This is a genomic window from Bradyrhizobium sp. (assembly GCF_035701725.1).
GTDB lineage: Bacteria > Pseudomonadota > Alphaproteobacteria > Rhizobiales > Xanthobacteraceae > Bradyrhizobium.
The window spans coordinates 1-16,559 of sequence record NZ_DASSRP010000014.1; the positions used below are offsets into that span (position 1 = coordinate 1).

At 61.0% G+C, this 16,559-nt stretch carries 18 protein-coding genes; 17 read left to right on the forward strand and 1 reads right to left on the reverse strand.

All coding sequences use genetic code 11. The features are described 5' to 3' along the window. The 14 genes from VFL62_RS00600 to VFL62_RS00665 all read left to right on the forward strand — a co-directional run. The coding region (locus VFL62_RS00600; RefSeq protein WP_325170439.1) for an aspartate/glutamate racemase family protein at positions 1-286 on the forward strand (286 nt) is incomplete at its 5' end. A 13-nt stretch (positions 287-299) separates the two neighbouring features. Further along, complete coding sequence (nuoH, locus tag VFL62_RS00605) at positions 300-1,370, forward strand: NADH-quinone oxidoreductase subunit NuoH (protein WP_325170455.1); 1,071 nt, start codon at positions 300-302, stop codon at positions 1,368-1,370. Between the two features lie 7 nt (positions 1,371-1,377). Beyond that, the gene (nuoI, locus tag VFL62_RS00610) at positions 1,378-1,872 is read left to right on the forward strand and encodes an NADH-quinone oxidoreductase subunit NuoI (protein ID WP_325170440.1); all 495 of its coding nucleotides are present in this window, start codon (positions 1,378-1,380) and stop codon (positions 1,870-1,872) included. A gap of 10 nt (positions 1,873-1,882) precedes the next feature. After that, positions 1,883-2,521, forward strand: a complete 639-nt coding sequence (locus VFL62_RS00615; protein WP_325170456.1) for an NADH-quinone oxidoreductase subunit J — start codon at positions 1,883-1,885, stop codon at positions 2,519-2,521. Further along, positions 2,518-2,826, forward strand: a complete 309-nt coding sequence (gene nuoK, locus VFL62_RS00620; RefSeq protein WP_325170441.1) for an NADH-quinone oxidoreductase subunit NuoK — start codon at positions 2,518-2,520, stop codon at positions 2,824-2,826. Before VFL62_RS00615 ends, nuoK begins: the two co-directional genes overlap by 4 nt. A gap of 10 nt (positions 2,827-2,836) precedes the next feature. Next, complete coding sequence (gene nuoL / locus VFL62_RS00625) at positions 2,837-4,936, forward strand: NADH-quinone oxidoreductase subunit L (RefSeq protein ID WP_325170442.1); 2,100 nt, start codon at positions 2,837-2,839, stop codon at positions 4,934-4,936. Between the two features lie 3 nt (positions 4,937-4,939). Continuing rightward, positions 4,940-6,445, forward strand: a complete 1,506-nt coding sequence (locus VFL62_RS00630; RefSeq protein ID WP_325170443.1) for an NADH-quinone oxidoreductase subunit M — start codon at positions 4,940-4,942, stop codon at positions 6,443-6,445. Between the two features lie 114 nt (positions 6,446-6,559). Further along, entirely contained in the window at positions 6,560-7,996 is a 1,437-nt protein-coding gene (nuoN, locus tag VFL62_RS00635; RefSeq protein ID WP_325170444.1) for an NADH-quinone oxidoreductase subunit NuoN, read from the forward strand. Then, a complete protein-coding gene (locus VFL62_RS00640) occupies positions 7,997-8,785 on the forward strand; it encodes a biotin--[acetyl-CoA-carboxylase] ligase (protein ID WP_325170445.1) in 789 nt (262 codons plus the stop codon). Then, entirely contained in the window at positions 8,785-10,455 is a 1,671-nt protein-coding gene (locus tag VFL62_RS00645) for a ribonuclease J (protein ID WP_325170446.1), read from the forward strand. The genes VFL62_RS00640 and VFL62_RS00645 overlap by 1 nt, the downstream gene beginning before the upstream one ends. 53 nt (positions 10,456-10,508) lie before the next feature. Beyond that, a complete protein-coding gene (gene mce / locus VFL62_RS00650; protein WP_325170447.1) occupies positions 10,509-10,910 on the forward strand; it encodes a methylmalonyl-CoA epimerase in 402 nt (133 codons plus the stop codon). Between the two features lie 18 nt (positions 10,911-10,928). Beyond that, complete coding sequence (locus tag VFL62_RS00655; protein ID WP_325170448.1) at positions 10,929-11,204, forward strand: DUF1467 family protein; 276 nt, start codon at positions 10,929-10,931, stop codon at positions 11,202-11,204. A 369-nt stretch (positions 11,205-11,573) separates the two neighbouring features. Next, positions 11,574-12,173, forward strand: a complete 600-nt coding sequence (locus tag VFL62_RS00660) for a hypothetical protein (RefSeq protein ID WP_325170449.1) — start codon at positions 11,574-11,576, stop codon at positions 12,171-12,173. A 101-nt stretch (positions 12,174-12,274) separates the two neighbouring features. Further along, entirely contained in the window at positions 12,275-12,622 is a 348-nt protein-coding gene (locus VFL62_RS00665; protein WP_325170450.1) for a hypothetical protein, read from the forward strand. A 530-nt stretch (positions 12,623-13,152) separates the two neighbouring features. Here VFL62_RS00665 and VFL62_RS00670 read toward each other — a convergent pair. Then, the gene (locus VFL62_RS00670) at positions 13,153-13,527 is read right to left on the reverse strand and encodes a cytochrome c family protein (RefSeq protein ID WP_325170451.1); all 375 of its coding nucleotides are present in this window, start codon (positions 13,525-13,527) and stop codon (positions 13,153-13,155) included. 57 nt (positions 13,528-13,584) lie between these two features. Here VFL62_RS00670 and VFL62_RS00675 point away from each other — a divergent pair, with 57 nt between their 5' ends. The 3 genes from VFL62_RS00675 to VFL62_RS00685 all read left to right on the forward strand — a co-directional run. Next, the gene (locus VFL62_RS00675) at positions 13,585-13,788 is read left to right on the forward strand and encodes a hypothetical protein (RefSeq protein WP_325170452.1); all 204 of its coding nucleotides are present in this window, start codon (positions 13,585-13,587) and stop codon (positions 13,786-13,788) included. Positions 13,789-13,790: 2 nt separating this feature from the next. Next, a complete protein-coding gene (locus VFL62_RS00680) occupies positions 13,791-14,159 on the forward strand; it encodes a DUF2946 family protein (protein WP_325170453.1) in 369 nt (122 codons plus the stop codon). A gap of 88 nt (positions 14,160-14,247) precedes the next feature. Further along, the coding region (locus VFL62_RS00685; protein WP_325170454.1) for a TonB-dependent receptor family protein at positions 14,248-16,559 on the forward strand (2,312 nt) is incomplete at its 3' end.

Genomic DNA, 16,559 nt, shown 5'->3' on the forward strand with positions numbered 1-16,559 from the left:
GCCGATCACGCCTGACGAGGATGATCGCGCGCTGGTGCATCGGATCATCTATGACGAGCTGTGCGTCGGACGTGTGAGCGAGGCCTCGCGTCTGGCCTATGTCGACGTCGCCCGCCGGCTGGCCGCGAAGGGCGCGGACTGCCTCGTCCTGGGTTGCACCGAGGTCGGCATGCTGCTCAATGAGGGCAACTCGCCGCTTCCGACATTCGACACCACCCTAATCCATGCTGACGCCGCGGTGAATTTCGCGCTCGGCCACCTTTCAACCGCGCAAGCAGCAGAATAAGCGTGACCTGATGATGCATGATTTCATCGCAAGCCCATTCTGGAGCAGCTATCTCGGGCAGCTGATCATCATGGTCGCCGAGAGCCTGCTTCTGCTCGTCGTGCTCCTGATCGCGATTGCCTATATTCTGCTCGCCGACCGCAAGATCTGGGCGGCGGTGCAGATCCGGCGCGGCCCCAACGTGGTCGGGCCTTTCGGGCTGCTGCAATCCTTCGCCGACCTGCTGAAGTTCGTGCTGAAGGAGCCGACCATTCCGGCCGGCGCCAACAAGGGCGTGTTCCTGCTGGCGCCGCTGGTGTCCTGCGTGCTGGCGCTCGCCGCCTGGGCGGTGATCCCGACAAGTCTCGGCTGGGTGATCTCCGATATCAATGTCGGCGTGCTCTACATCTTCGCGATCTCCTCGCTGTCGATCTACGGCATCATCATGGCCGGCTGGTCGTCGAACTCGAAATATCCGTTCCTCGCCGCGCTGCGCTCGGCGGCGCAGATGGTGAGCTACGAAGTCTCGATCGGCTTTGTCATCATCACCGTGCTGCTCTGCGCCGGCACGCTGAACCTGTCGGCCGTGGTGCAGGCGCAGAAGCTGCACGGCTCTGCCAGCCTGATCGGGCTGCCGCAGCTCACCATCCTGAACTGGTATGTGTGGCCGCTGTTCCCGATGTTCGTGGTGTTCTACGTCTCCTCGCTCGCCGAAACCAACCGGCCGCCCTTCGACCTCGTCGAAGCCGAGTCCGAACTCGTCGCCGGTTTCATGGTCGAATACGGCTCGACGCCGTATCTGTTGTTCATGCTCGGCGAATATGTCGCCATCACCACGATGTGCGCGATGGCGACGATCCTGTTCCTGGGCGGCTGGCTGCCGCCGGTGAACCTGCCGCCCTTCAACTGGGTGCCGGGCGTGATCTGGTTCTCGCTGAAACTGTTCTTCATGTTCTTCCTGTTCGCAATGGCCAAGGCCATCGTGCCGCGCTACCGCTACGACCAGTTGATGCGGCTTGGCTGGAAAGTGTTCCTGCCGCTCTCGCTCGCCATGGTCGTCATCGTTGCGGGCGTGCTGCAACTTGCGGGGATCGCGCCGAAATGAGGTCGCTATGAGTGTCAACATCAACGCAACCGCCCGCTCGCTCCTGCTGTCGGAATTCGTATCGGCGTTCGTTCTCGCCATGCGCTATTTCTTCAAGCCGAAGCCGACGATCAACTATCCATTCGAGAAGAACCCGATCTCGCCCCGCTTCCGCGGCGAGCACGCGCTGCGCCGTTATCCGAATGGCGAGGAACGCTGCATCGCCTGCAAGCTCTGCGAGGCGATCTGTCCCGCGCAGGCGATCACGATCGAGGCCGGCCCGCGCCGCAACGACGGCACGCGCCGCACGGTGCGCTACGACATCGATATGGTGAAGTGCATCTATTGCGGGTTGTGCCAGGAGGCCTGCCCGGTCGACGCGATCGTCGAGGGGCCGAATTTCGAATTCGCGACCGAGACGCGCGAGGAACTCTATTACGACAAGGCGAAGCTGTTGGCGAACGGCGATCGCTGGGAACGCGAGATTGCAATAGCAATCGAGCTCGACGCGCCGTACCGGTGAGGTTATGGGGATGATCCTTCCGGCGCTGTTCTTTTATCTGTTCGCGGGCGTCTGCGTGGCGTCCGCCGTCATGGTGATTGTCTCGCGTAATCCCGTGCACTCCGTGCTGTTTCTGATCCTCGCTTTCGTCAACGCCTCCGGCCTGTTCGTGCTGATGGGGGCCGAGTTCCTGGCGATGATCCTGGTGGTGGTCTATGTCGGCGCGGTCGCGGTGCTGTTCCTGTTCGTGATCATGATGCTCGATGTCGATTTCGCGGAGCTGCGCGAGGGCTTCATCCAGTATCTGCCGGTGGGCCTCGTGATTGGCGGCATCTTCCTGGTCGAATTGCTGCTGGTCGGCGGTGGTTGGGTGATCAATCCCAACGTCGCCAAATCGATCACTTCGGCGATCCCGGCGAATGTTAGCAATACGGAAGCACTCGGGCTGGTGCTCTACACGAAATACATCCATTACTTCCAGATTGCCGGCATCGTGCTTCTGGTCGCCATGATCGGCGCGATCGTGCTGACGTTGCGCCACAAGGCGAGCGTCAAGCGGCAGGATATCAACGTGCAGAACGCCCGCACGCGGGAAATGGCGATGAGCGTTCGCAAGGTGGCCTCGGGCCAAGGCCTGCAGGATGCGGACGCAGCGGAGTGGGTGCGATGACGATCGGTCTTGGACACTATCTCGCGGTCGGCGCCATCCTGTTCACGCTCGGGATTCTCGGCATCTTTCTCAACCGCAAGAACATCATCGTCATCCTGATGTCGATCGAACTGATCCTGCTCGCGGTCAACGTCAACCTCGTGGCGTTCTCGACCTTCATCGGCGACATCGTCGGTCAGGTCTATGCGCTCTTGGTGCTGACGGTGGCGGCGGCGGAGGCGGCGATCGGACTTGCCGTGCTCGTGGTCTATTTCCGCAACCGCGGTTCGATCGCGGTTGAAGACGTCAATCTGATGAAGGGCTAGGCGCGTTACAATGATCCAGGCAATCGTTTTTCTGCCGCTGATCGGCGCCATCATTGCGGGCGCGATCGCCATTACCGGTGCGCATGGGCGCCATCCCAGTGGCGACGAGGTCGAGCACCATGACGACCATGGTGCGACGGCACATGCCGAGGTGCCCGTCGACGAAGATGCCGCTGTCATCCATACCACGAGCCACGAACCCGATGCCCATGGTGCTCACGACGATCACCACGTCTCCGAGCCGCCGGCGGCCGGCTCCCGCGCCGCCGAGGTGATCACGACCGGCCTGTTGCTGATCGCGGCGGCGCTGTCGTGGTGGACGCTGTTCGAGGTCGGCTTCGGGCATCATGATGTCCGCGTCGATCTGTTCCCGTGGATCAACTCGGGCGATCTGCAGGTTTCGTGGTCGCTTCGCGTCGACACGCTCACGGCCGTGATGCTGGTCGTGGTCAACACGGTGTCCTCGCTCGTTCACCTTTATTCGATCGGCTACATGGACGAGGACCCGAACCGCCCGCGCTTCTTCGGTTATCTCTCGCTGTTCACCTTCGCGATGCTGATGCTGGTGACGTCGGACAACCTGGTGCAGCTGTTCTTCGGCTGGGAAGGCGTGGGTCTGGCCAGCTACCTGCTGATCGGTTTCTGGTATCAGAAGCCGTCGGCGAACGCGGCCGCGATCAAGGCCTTCGTCGTCAACCGCGTCGGCGACTTCGGCTTCGCGCTCGGCATTTTCGCCGTGTTCATGCTGATCGGGTCGACCGACTTCGAGACCATCTTCCATGCCGCGCCAGGGCTGACCGGCAAGACCATCAACTTCTTCGGCTGGCATCCGGACGCACTGACGTTGACTTGCCTGCTGCTGTTCATGGGTGCGATGGGCAAATCGGCGCAATTCCTGCTGCACACCTGGTTGCCGGACGCGATGGAAGGCCCGACCCCGGTCTCGGCGCTGATCCATGCCGCCACGATGGTCACCGCCGGCGTCTTCATGGTGGCGCGGCTGTCGCCGTTGTTCGAGCTGGCGCCGACCGCGCAGGCCTTCGTGATGCTGGTCGGGGCGACCACGGCGTTCTTTGCCGCCACCGTCGGCCTGGTCCAGAACGACATCAAGCGCATCGTCGCTTATTCGACCTGCTCGCAGCTCGGCTACATGTTCGTGGCGATGGGGGCGGGGGCTTATTCGGTCGGCATGTTCCACCTGTTCACCCACGCCTTCTTCAAGGCGCTGCTGTTTTTGGGTTCCGGCTCGGTGATCTATGCGATGCATCACGAGCAGGATATCCGCAACATGGGCGGGCTGTGGCGGAAAATTCCCTACACCTTTGCGGTGATGTGTATCGGCACGCTGGCGCTGACGGGTTTTCCGATGTTCGCCGGCTATTTCTCGAAGGATGCCATCATCGAATCCGCCTATGCCGCGCATAACCCGTTTGCGACCTACGCCTATCTTGCGACCATCGTCGCCGCGGGCCTGACCTCGTTCTATTCCTGGCGTCTGATCTTCAAGACCTTCTTCGGCGAGCCGCACGACCAGGCGCATTACGAGGCTGCGCACGAAGCGCCGCTGACGATGCTGGTTCCCATCGGCTTGCTGGCGATCGGCTCGATCGCGGCCGGCTTCCCGTTCAGGGAGATTTTCGTCGGCCCGCACGGGGTCGAGGAGTTCTTCCGCGAGTCCGTGAAGATGAACCCGCACATCCTCGAGGACATGGAGCACATGCCGTCCTGGTTGGCTCCGCTGCCTTTCGTGATGATGGTGATCGGTCTTGCGATCTCCTACCTGTTCTATATCCGCCGGCCGTATCTGCCGGTCGACCTCGCCAACCAGCAGCCGCTGCTCTACCAGTTCCTGCTCAACAAATGGTACTTCGACGAGCTGTACGACTTCATCTTCGTGCGGCCCGCGAAGTGGATCGGCCGCTTCCTCTGGAAAGTCGGCGACGGCAAGATCATCGACGGCCTCGGGCCCGACGGCGTATCGGCGCGCGTGCTCGACGTCACCCGCAACGCCGTCAAGCTTCAGACCGGTTATCTCTACCATTACGCCTTCGCCATGCTGATCGGGGTCGCCGGCTTCATCACCTGGTTCATGTTCGGCGTGGGAGGCTAAGCAATGACGACCTGGCCCATTCTTTCGGTCGTTGTCTTCCTGCCGACCGTTGGCATGCTCCTGATCTGGCTGCTCAGGGGCGATGACGAGGCCGCGCAGCGCAACGCGCGCTGGATCGCGCTGTGGACCACGCTGGTGACCTTTGCGGTGTCCTTGATCCTGGTCGTGCGGTTCGATCCGACGGTTGCCGACTTCCAGTTCGTCGAGAAGGCGCCGTGGCTTGCGAGTGCCATCACCTACCACATGGGTGTCGACGGTATTTCACTGCCCTTCGTGATCCTGACCACCGCCTTGATGCCGTTCTGCATCGTGGCAAGCTGGAAATCGGTCAAGCTTCGGGTGCGCGAATACATGATGGCGTTTCTGATCCTGGAAACGCTGATGGTCGGCACCTTCTCGGCGCTCGATCTTGTGCTGTTCTATTTGTTCTTCGAAGGCGGCCTGATCCCGATGTTCCTGATCATCGGCATCTGGGGCGGACCACGCCGCGTCTACGCCTCCTTCAAGTTCTTCCTCTACACGTTTCTCGGCTCCGTCCTGATGCTGCTCGCCATCATGGCGCTGTACTGGAATGCCGGCACCACCGAAATCCCGACCTTGATGCACACCGCCGTGCCGCGCTCGTTGCAGACCTGGGCGTGGTTCGCCTTCTTCGCCTCGTTCGCGGTGAAGATGCCGATGTGGCCGGTTCACACCTGGCTGCCGGATGCGCATGTCGAGGCGCCGACCGCGGGCTCGGTGATCCTCGCTGCCATCCTGTTGAAGATGGGCGGCTACGGCTTCCTGCGCTTCTCGCTGCCGATGTTCCCGCTGGCCTCGCATGACCTCGCGCCGCTGATCTACACGCTGTCGGTGATCGCGATCATCTACACCTCACTGGTGGCGATGATGCAGGAGGACATGAAGAAACTGATTGCCTATTCGTCGGTCGCCCACATGGGGTTCGTCACCATGGGCATCTTCGCCGGCACGATGCAGGGCGTTGCGGGCGGCGTGTTCCAGATGATCTCGCACGGCATCGTGTCGGGCGCGCTGTTCCTCTGCGTTGGCATCGTCTACGACCGCATGCACACCCGCGAGATCGCCGCCTATGGCGGGCTGGTCAACCGCATGCCGCTCTATGCCCTCGTTTTCATGGTCTTCACCATGGCCAATGTCGGTCTGCCCGGCACCTCCGGTTTCGTCGGCGAATTCATGACGCTGCTCGGCACGTTCAAGACGTCGCTTCCGACCGCGGTGTTCGCCACGACCGGCGTGATCCTGTCGGCGGCCTACGCGCTCTGGCTCTATCGCAAGGTCGTGTTCGGCGCGCTGGTCAAGCCGTCGCTGGCCTCGATCAAGGACCTGACATTCCGCGAATCCCTGACCCTGGTGCCGCTGGTCGTCCTCACGATCCTGTTCGGCTTCTACCCGAAACCGGTGCTCGACATGTCGGCAACCTCGGTGCAGCAACTCGTCAACAACTACAATACCGCAGTGACGGCCGTGAAGGCGGCCGCGTTACAATAGCGTTTTCGAGCGAAGTGGATTCCGGTTCGCGTCAAGAAAACGCGTCAAACATAAAGAAGGGGCGAGCTTCGATTTCGAATTGGAAACGAAGCTCCAGCTAGGACACGTGCCATCATGAGCTTTGTGAGCGCAGGTTATCAATTGCAGCCCGTACTGCCGGAGCTCGTGCTGGCGGTCGGCGCCATGGCGTTGTTGATGCTTGGAGCCTATCGCGGTGTTCGCACCACGGGCCTGATCACCGTGCTTTCGCTCGTCCTTCTGGTGCTCGTCGCGATCCTGGAGCTGACCTTGCCGGCCGGCAAGCAGGTGACGTTCAACGGCAGCTTCATCGTCGATGATTTTGCCCGCTTCCTGAAGGTGCTCGCGATCATCGGGTCGGGCGCGACGCTCGTTCTTTCGGCCGAGTTCCTCACTGAACCGTCCCGGCGCATCTTCGAATATTCCATTCTGGTGCTGCTTTCGACGCTCGGCATGATGATCCTGATCTCGGCCGGTGACCTGATCATGCTCTATCTGGGTCTCGAGCTGATGAGCCTTGCGCTCTACGTGGTGGCGGCTTCCAACCGCGACGACGTCAAATCGACCGAAGCGGGCCTGAAGTATTTCGTGCTCGGTGCGCTGTCCTCCGGCATGCTGCTCTACGGCGCCTCGCTGATCTATGGCTTTACCGGCACCGTCAGCTTCGCCGGCATCGCGGCCGCAGCCAAGACCAGCAGCGTTGGACTCGTATTCGGCATCGTATTCCTGCTCGCTGGGCTTTGCTTCAAGGTTTCGGCGGTGCCGTTCCATATGTGGACGCCCGACGTCTATGAGGGCGCGCCGACCCCGGTCACCGCGTTCTTTGCTTCCGCGCCGAAAGTCGCCGCGCTCGCGGTCTTCACCCGCGTCGCGCTCACGGCATTTCCAGGCATTACGCTGCAGTGGCAGCAGATCGTCGTGTTCGTGTCGATTGCCTCGATGGCGCTGGGTTCGTTCGCGGCGATCGGCCAGAAGAACATCAAGCGCCTGATGGCGTATTCCTCGATCGGCCACATGGGATTTGCCCTCGTCGGTCTTGCCGCGGGCACGCCGGAGGGCGCGCAGGGCGTACTGGTCTATATCGCAATCTATGTCGCGATGACGCTTGGCAGCTTCGCGGTCATCCTGGCCATGAAGCGTGGCGGCCAGCACGTCGAAAACATCAGTGACTTCTCGGGGCTCTCTCGTACCAATCCGCTGCTCGCCTTCTTCTTTGCGATGCTGCTGTTCTCGCTCGCCGGCGTGCCGCCGCTCGCGGGATTCTTCGGCAAATGGTACGTTTTCGTCGCCGCGATCAAGGCCAACCTGTTTACGTTGGCGGTAATTGGCGTGATCACCAGCGTGGTCGGCGCCTATTACTATCTCTCGATCGTCAAGGTGATGTATTTCGACGAGCCGCTGAAGGAGCTCGACCCCGTGCGCGTGGAATTGCGCGCCGTGCTCGCCATTGCGGGGCTCTTCAATCTGCTTTTCTTCGTTTATCCCGGACCGCTGGTGAGCGTTGCATCGGCAGCGGCGAAATCATTGTTCTAGATGCTATTCACGCTCGGTCCACGAGCTCTATCGGCCGGATACCGGCTCGCAAGCTTCGATCAGATCGGTTCGACCAACTCGGAAGCGTTGGCGCGCGCCCAGGCGGGCGAGCGCGGCCCGATGTGGTTCGTCACGTCGGAGCAGACCGCCGGCCGCGGCCGGCGGTACCGGCCCTGGATCGCTCCCCGGGACAACCTCGCTGCCAGTGTGCTCGAAACGATCGACGTGGCGCCGGCGACCGCAGCCACGCTGGGCTTTGCCGCGGGGGTAGCGCTGGCAACCGCGCTCCAAGCCGTGGCAAGCCCGGCGGCGACCAAATTCTCTCTGAAATGGCCCAACGACGTCTTGGCGGGGCCGGCCAAGCTGACCGGCATCCTGCTGGAGGCGGAAGCCGTCCAGGGCCGGGGGCTTGCGGTGGTCGTCGGCATGGGCACCAATGTCGTGGCCGCCCCTGAGGGCCTGCCTGCGCCAGCCACGTCCTTGCGTGCGCTGGGCCTTGATATCACTGCGGAGAGGCTGTTTACGGCGCTGTCGGACAGCTGGGCTGAATGCCGCGGTGTCTGGGACCGGGGCGGGGGTTTTGGCGAAATCCGGCGGCGCTGGCTGGCGCTGGCGGCAGGACTCGGACAGCCTGTCTCGGTCCATACTGGCCAGGCAATTGTTTCAGGTATTTTCCAAACCATCGACGATACGGGCTGCATGATCATAACAACCCCCAACGGCGAGCAGGTGCCGGTTTCAGCAGGCGACGTGCATTTCGGTTTGGCCGGCTCCGCGAGAACCGGCTGATGGCGAGCGGCGACGAATTCACCTTTGCCCCGCTCGGCGGCGTCGGCGAGATCGGCATGAACCTGTCGATCTACGGGCTCGGCAATCGCCAAAAGCGCGCCTGGCTCGCGATCGATCTCGGCGTCTCCTTCGGCGACGAGGAGCATCTGCCGGGCATCGACACCATCATGCCGGACATCAGCTTCCTGGTGAAGGAGCGAAAGAACCTGGTCGGGCTTGTGCTCACGCATGCCCATGAAGACCATTTCGGCGCCATCATCGATCTCTGGCCACAATTGAAATGCCCGATCTACGCGACGAAATTCTCTGCCGCATTGTTCGAGGCCAAATGCGCCGCCGAGCGCAATCCGCCGAAAATTCCGGTCACTGTCGTGCCGTCGGGTGGCCGCATCGAACTGGGGCCATTCGGCGTCGAATTCATCCCAGTAGCGCATTCGATTCCTGAATCGCATGCGATCGCGATCCACACCGACGCCGGAACGGTGCTGCATACCGGCGATTGGAAGCTCGACCCGACGCCGGTCACGGGCCCGCCGACGGACGAACGCCGCTTACGCGAACTCGGTGACGCCGGCGTGCTGGCGCTGGTCGGCGATTCCACCAACGCGGTGCGGGAAGGCCGTTCGCCGTCGGAATCCGAAGTCGCCAAGACCATCGCCGAGCTGGTGAAGGCGGCCAGGGGCCGGGTCGCCGTGACCACATTTGCCTCCAATGTCGCGCGGATCCGCGCCGTTGCGGACGCGGCACGGGCATCGGGACGCGAGGTGGTCGTGGTCGGGCGCGCCATGGAACGCGTGGTCCAGGTGGCGCGAGAGACCGGATACCTTGACGGCGTGCAGAATTTCCGTGGCCCGGACCTTTATGGCCACTTTCCGCCTGACAAGGTGCTGGCGCTCTGCACCGGCAGCCAGGGCGAGCCGCGTGCGGCGCTGGCGCGGATTGCCAATGACGATCATCCGCAAGTCACGCTCAACAAGGGCGATTGTGTGATCTTTTCCTCGCGCACCATTCCCGGCAACGAAAAGGCGGTCGGATCGATCATCAATGGTCTGATCGCGCAAGGCGTCGAGGTCATTACCGATCGGACCCAACTTGTTCACGTCTCGGGTCATCCTCGCCGCGACGAGTTGCGCGACATGATCGCTTGGGTGCGCCCGCAGCTTCTCATACCTGTGCACGGCGAGGCGCTGCATCTGTTCGAGCACGCCAAGCTTGCGCGCGCCGTTGGCGTTCCGAAGGTCCTGATCTGCCGCGACGGCGATCTGGTCAAGCTCGCACCCGGCGAGCCCGGAATCATCGAGGAACTGCCGTCGGGCCGGCTGTACAAGGATGGCAACATCCTTGAGGACGCCAAATCGCGCGCGGTCGTCGAGCGACGGCGCATGGCCTTTGCCGGCTGCGCCTTCGTAGCATTGGCAATGGATGAGAAAGGCGAACTCGCCGACGATCCCGAGATCGAGCTGGCCGGAATTCCCGAAAAGAACGTGGCGGGAGAGATGATCGACGATATCGTGTTCGATGTCGTGGTCTCGACCGTCGAGGGCCTGCCGCGGGCGCGGCGGCGCGATCCGGATGCGCTGGCCGAATCCGTGCGACGCGCCGTGCGCGCGTCCGTGAACGAGCATTGGGGCAAGAAGCCGCTCTGCTTCGTGCACGTGCTCACGGTCTAGTCTCGTCAGGAGGCCCGCGCTATAACCCGAACTTCGAAATCGGGACAATCAGGATGCTGGGCCGGCTCAATCACGTGGCAATCGCAGTCAAGGACGCCGAGAAGGCGGCCCAAATCTATGGCGCGCTTGGCGCGGAGGTTTCAGAGGCGGTGCCATTGCCCGAGCATGGCGTCATCACGGTGTTCGTAACCTTGCCCAACACCAAGATCGAATTCATTCAGCCGCTCGGCGAGACCTCGCCGATCGCAAAATTCCTCGAGCGCAACGCCGACGGCGGCATTCATCACATCTGCTATGATGTTCCCGACATCATCGCGGCGCGCGATCGCCTGGTGAAGGAAGGCGCGCGCGTGCTTGGCGACGGCGTTCCCAAGATCGGCGCACACGGCAAGCCGGTGCTGTTCCTGCACCCGAAGGACTTTTCCGGCGCGCTTGTCGAAATCGAACAGGCTTGACTAAGTGGAGTTCTAGTCATGGCCTACACAATCTCGACAGGGTTCGCGATCTACTTTGTGTTGTGGTGGGTCACGTTGTTCGTGACCTTGCCGTTCGGCGTGCGCAGCCAACATGAGGACGGCGGCGGCAGCCCCGGCACTGATCCCGGCGCACCGATCGTGAGCCGGATGGGTCGCAAGCTGATCTGGACGACGTTGTTGTCGGCCGCGATCTATGCTGTCGGCATGACCGCCTATTACGAAGGTCTTCTGAGCGTCGAACGATTGTCGAAAATGATGGGCATGCCGTTCTGAAAATGCGGAACGCGCGCTCCAGTGCGGCGGCTCTGACGTTTCTTCGCTGCCGCGAGATCGCTGGTGGCTCCTGAAGCCGCTTATGGGTGAAGGCGGCTTCTCCACACGTCAGCCATGACATATTGAACCTTTCTTCATCGCGGGAGACAGACTGACGTGTCCGACACCCGGAAAATGCCCCCCGCACTCTCGACGCCCGGGCGCAAGCCGCTGTGGCGAGAAATATATAAGAGACTGGCGGGCAGAGCGGTTGGCCGCGTCAAAGACCTCGATGTTGACGCCGTCCTTGCCAAAGCAAAGGAGCCATTCCGGAAGGGCTCAATCCTCGATGTAAGGCAATTTGGAGTTGCGCGTCGAAGAACGCTCTTCTTGCTGCTGCTCCTTTTCGCGATCCCCGCGGACGACTGCTCCGCGCAGACGCCGCCGCCACTCGACGAACATGCGTTCGAGCGCGTTCCGCCGACGGTCGTGAAGAGATTGGCGACCCGCTTTTCGCTAGGTGCATTCGTCGGCCGCTTCGAGGAGACGCCGCTCGGCGCGGTCCGAAAGGCCGTGGGCGAAGGGACCATCCAAAACCAGGGCGACGCTGGAGGAAGCATCTACTGGCTGTGTTATAGGCGCGCACAGCATCGACTATGGGTCATGTCCGGAGAGATGGGCGGCACGGACCATCGCGTCACAGAGGTCGTTGAAGAGCTCACCGAGAAAGATACCGAGACCTCAACCGATTGCGCCATCATTCCGGAAAAGTTCGCGCCCCTCGTCTTCGATGGCAAGCTGCGTTTAGGTATGTCGCGTTTGGAGGTCGTCACGGCGCTGGGACAGCCGTCGAAGTCGGCAGCGGCTCAAATGGTGTATTCTCACCACGGAAAGCTCGCAGGCGGTTTCGAGGAGACCGCATGGCTCATTCTCCGATTTCGTGAGGAAAAGCTCGTGTTCCTGCGCGGCGGCAAGACCACGACGAATTGAATATGGTTGCTAGCGTCCCTTCGGTTCTGAATTCGTAGAAGTCTCCGCTGCGATACGATACGAATGTCAAAATCGGGACACTATGGCATTTGGGGGAGACGATGTGGTTTCAGCGGATTACGGCCGGATTGTTGTTACTTGCCATCGCGGCGATCGCCGCCGTCTCGTATTTTGGCTTCAGAGCCAACACCCAGATTCAGACGCTCAAATCGTTCCTTGAAGGTTACGTGTTCGCCGACGCGGTCGCGGCTTGCGAAAAAGCTCAGAGCGCGACGCCTTTCAAATGGAACGGCGGCACCAACACCCGCGTGATCGGTCTGAACTCGGTGAAGCTGGACAAATACAATATCGTCTCGAGCTACACGCTCGTCGCCGATGGCGTCTTTTGCGACTTCGATCCGATCAAGAAAAAGGCCGCTATCGGATCCAACTTTCTCGAGCGCGAGTAATTCCGCGCAAACATCTTGGTTTGTCGCGTCCGCGCAAACAGTTCGTTTGTCGCGTCCGCGCAAACACTTCTATTTGTCGCGTAAACGCATTTGCGTTTGCCGCCTCTCGCGCAATTTCCGGCTGGTAAAAACGGCGTGAAAATAAAAAAGGAGCAGGACTTGTGCGGTCCTGCTCCGAAAATTGTGTCGTCCCTATTTTCCCGTATCCGTGATTGCTCTTGATTAACGGGGCGACGCTGCTTTTTGCGCGCCAGGGCTCCTCCCGAGACTTGGACCACCAGACCGTTCGACCTTGCGGCCGGGTCTGAGGCCGGGATTCGTAGACTAAAATCAGCGGCCTGTCACCCGTTTCGGCAACGAATGTTCAAATTTGTAGCACGTCGCGAAATGATTGGAATTTCGGCATTTGAACCTCCAATGGTGGTATTTGAGTAGTCTATCGATCGGCCAAACCCGACCCGATCGGGATTGGAGGCTTTTTGGCCAGCCGCACCGGCCCGAGGTGATCCTTCGGCGTGCTCACGCCGGGATTACTTCTGTTGCTTGAGGTAAGCGATAAGGTCGGCTCGATCTTGCGGCTTTTCCACCTCGTAGAACATCTTTGTCCCCGGGACGAGCGCGCTGGGATCGATCAACCAGCGGTCTAGCGTCGCCTCGTCCCAGGTCAGCCCGGAGTTCTTGAGCGCCTTCGAATAATCGTAGCCGGCGATGCTTCCGGCGCGGCGGCCAACGACCCCGCGGTGTCTCGGCCCAACGTCGTCTTTGTCGATGGAATGACAGTCCATGCAGCCTTGATACAGCACCTCACCGCGCGATGGATCGCCTTGCAGCGCCGGGGGCTGGCTTGATTGCGCAAGAACAGTTGTCGGCAATACCGAAGCAACGATGATAACGATCCTGGTCATTTGGGTTAATTGCACGCGAGAGTCTCCTACGCACCCTTGATTGGATGCAGGCTAGACTTGCGCGATCTGCGGATTATTCCTTGCGGCGGATCCGCAACGACGATTCACGAGTTAGGCAAGCAACGCGAAAAAGTGATGGGGGCCGGGAATATTCCAGCGAAAGTTGCGTTGATCTCTTCGGGTGATCGCGCGGGTGGCTTTGCCGGCGATCTCTCGACTTGTCACTCATTTGATGATTTATGGGACCCGAACGGGTTTTAGGAATGCGGCGGCTTAACCGATACGCTCCGATCTTCATGATCGCGCTGATGGTGCAGATCCTTGCACCGATCGGTGCGAGCTGGGCGTTTGCATCGGCCGTTTCCGACCCGCTCGCGGCCGCCGAAATCTGTCTGAGCCATTCGCCTGCAACCGGTGACGAAGGCAGTCCGCAACAGGATCACGACGCAAGCTGTCTGATCTGCTGTAGTCTAAGCGCGTGCGCCGCCGCGCTCACCACGCCGGAGCCGACCATTTGGGTCGCTCCGGATCGTTCGGCCAGCGGCATTGCCTGGCATCGCGGCACAGCGCAACTCCCGGACGGCTACGGTGGCTCCAACGCGCAAGCGCGCGCGCCGCCTTCTATTTCCTGACTGCGATCCCTTCAACGGCGACGCATTCGTCTTGTCGCCATGTGCATCGTTCAGGCCAGCCTCAATGCGCCGGCATCAGGAAAGTCGGATGTCAAAGTTCAGTGCCCTCAGGGGCGCGAGCGCGATAGCGCTGGAAATTGCATTGTTGGCGCCATTCAATTCGTCTCGGGCGCAATATGCGCTGCCGCCGGTTTCCGTCGACGCTCCGAAGGTTAGGGCGAAACCTGCCGCAAATTCTGCGAAGCGAACAGCACGCGTCTCACGGCAAGCCAAACGACAAGCGGTACCGCCGGCACCGACGGCCAACCTGGCCACCGCGCCGGCAAATGTTACGCCGAGCGGAGCCCGCGAGGGGTTCAACCAGGCGCCGACCGGTCAGACCGCGACGAGCGTCGACCGCAGCCAGTACGACAACAAACCTGTTTTTTCGGTCGCCGATTTGCTGGGCGATAGCCCCGGCATCGACTTCAAGCAGGGCAACGGGCCTCGCGATACCGGGATTTCGATCCGCGGCTCGAATGCCCGCAATAATTTCGGCATTCGCAACATCGTGATCTTCGACGACGGTTTCCCGGTGACCCAGCCGGACGGGCTTTCGCGCAGCGATCTCGTCGATCCGCATGCCTATGGCGCGATCGACGTCATCAGGGGACCGTCGTCGGCATTGTATGGAAACTATGCCACAGGCGGCGCGCTCAACTTCGTGACCCGGCCGGGTGGCACGACCAACGGATTTGAGTACGGAGTAGAGGGCGGCAGCTTCGGCTATCTCAACAACTATCTGAGCTACGGCCAGAAGGCCGGCAACGCCGAAGTATCGTTATTTGCGAGCGACGCGCGCGGTGACGGCTTCATTCAGAACAGCTGGTTCAACACCCAGACTGTGAATTTCCTCGCCACGGTGAAAGTCACCCCTGACGACCGGCTGACCTTCAAGCTGATCAACAACGATCTGGACACGGCGTTGCCGATCAGACTGTCGCTGAACCAGTACAACCAAAATCCCTTCCAGCAGGGATGCCAGGTGGCGACCACACTGGGTTGCGGAACCGTTTCGCTGTTTAACAACGGCTTCAACGGCGCCAAGTCATCGGAAACTGCGGAACAGGCGGGCCTCGGGCGCGAGGACCGGCGCACGATCGTGGGCGCACGCTGGGAACACGATTTCGATAACACGACCACCTGGCGCAACCAGTTCGTCTTTGACGATCGCAATATCAATCAGCCGACCGGCTCAACCAGCGCGATCGGCGATTTTCCCTCCTACAATTTCATGAGCGATATCACCAAGCGCGGCGAGCTGTTCGGGATGGACTCCACCACCCTCGTCGGCGGGTGGTACAACACGCTTTCGACGACCAGCAATACGTTCAACGTGATGCCGGGCGGCGAGGCAAATCTCGGTTTGCTGGTGAGCAGCCAAAATCAATCGACGACCAACTACGGCATTCGCGCGCGGGAGGAACTCAAGCTCGTTCCATCGCTGACCGCAGTTGCAGGGATTGGTTGGGAAACGACGATCTTGAACGGCGTCAATACCGCTTTTCAGTACAATATTCCCAATGTGCCGTCCGCGACGATTCCTCCGCCAACCACGGCAAACCTGCAGTTTCAAAATACGGCACCCGAATTCGCCCTCGTCTACAAGCCGAGCAGTGAATGGCAATGGCGCGCCCGCGTGGCGACCGGTTACGGAACCCCGCAGGTCGGCAATCTCTTCGTCCTGCCGGACGGAACGTTTGGCAACAACACCGGGCTGAAATCGCAGACCAACCTCGGCTACGATCTCGGTATGGACTGGACACCGAATAAGTCTCTGACGTTGAGTGCGACGGCTTTCTACGAGTTCTTCCGAAACGAGCTTGTTACCCAAGCGACGTCTTCGGCTAACGGGCAGACGCCTCCGAACCTGACGTTCACTTTCAACGCGCCGCGTTCGGAACATCGCGGCGTGGAGCTCGCGGCCAATTGGCGCTTCTATCCAGGATGGCAGTTTTTGGCCGCCTACACCTACCTCGACGAGGTCTATACCGAATACACGGAGGCGCTTGCAAGCGGCGCCAATACGTTCAATTTCAATCGAGCCGGCAACAAGATTCCCGGAATCTCGCCGAACGACCTGACGGCCCGGCTCAGTTATGACCAGCCTGCCGGACCGCTAAAAGGTCTCGGCGCGTTCGTCGAACTTGTCTGGAAGGATTCCTTCTACATGGACAACGCCAACCTGCTCAGAGCGCCAGGCTATCAGCTGGTCAATGTCAACGTGCATTACAAGACCGAGCTCACATCGGACTATTTCCGGCAACTCACCCTATTTGCCGAGGTGCGGAACATCTTCGACACCACCTATATCGCGTCGGCGAACAACATCACCAACACCGTAAGCGGCGCCGGTGTGCA

Bases quoted from the DNA above. Each gene is read 5' to 3' on its own strand.
- nuoL (WP_325170442.1), top strand. From the start codon at position 2,837: ATGATCCAGGCAATCGTTTTTCTGCCGCTGATCGGCGCCATCATTGCG.
- VFL62_RS00665 (WP_325170450.1), top strand. From the start codon at position 12,275: ATGTGGTTTCAGCGGATTACGGCCGGATTGTTGTTACTTGCCATCGCG.
- mce (WP_325170447.1), top strand. From the start codon at position 10,509: ATGCTGGGCCGGCTCAATCACGTGGCAATCGCAGTCAAGGACGCCGAG.
- VFL62_RS00630 (WP_325170443.1), top strand. From the start codon at position 4,940: ATGACGACCTGGCCCATTCTTTCGGTCGTTGTCTTCCTGCCGACCGTT.
- VFL62_RS00670 (WP_325170451.1), bottom strand. From the start codon at position 13,527: ATGACCAGGATCGTTATCATCGTTGCTTCGGTATTGCCGACAACTGTT.
- nuoN (WP_325170444.1), top strand. From the start codon at position 6,560: ATGAGCTTTGTGAGCGCAGGTTATCAATTGCAGCCCGTACTGCCGGAG.
- VFL62_RS00645 (WP_325170446.1), top strand. From the start codon at position 8,785: ATGGCGAGCGGCGACGAATTCACCTTTGCCCCGCTCGGCGGCGTCGGC.
- VFL62_RS00615 (WP_325170456.1), top strand. From the start codon at position 1,883: ATGATCCTTCCGGCGCTGTTCTTTTATCTGTTCGCGGGCGTCTGCGTG.
- VFL62_RS00680 (WP_325170453.1), top strand. From the start codon at position 13,791: ATGCGGCGGCTTAACCGATACGCTCCGATCTTCATGATCGCGCTGATG.
- VFL62_RS00640 (WP_325170445.1), top strand. From the start codon at position 7,997: ATGCTATTCACGCTCGGTCCACGAGCTCTATCGGCCGGATACCGGCTC.
- VFL62_RS00655 (WP_325170448.1), top strand. From the start codon at position 10,929: ATGGCCTACACAATCTCGACAGGGTTCGCGATCTACTTTGTGTTGTGG.
- nuoI (WP_325170440.1), top strand. From the start codon at position 1,378: ATGAGTGTCAACATCAACGCAACCGCCCGCTCGCTCCTGCTGTCGGAA.
- nuoK (WP_325170441.1), top strand. From the start codon at position 2,518: ATGACGATCGGTCTTGGACACTATCTCGCGGTCGGCGCCATCCTGTTC.
- nuoH (WP_325170455.1), top strand. From the start codon at position 300: ATGCATGATTTCATCGCAAGCCCATTCTGGAGCAGCTATCTCGGGCAG.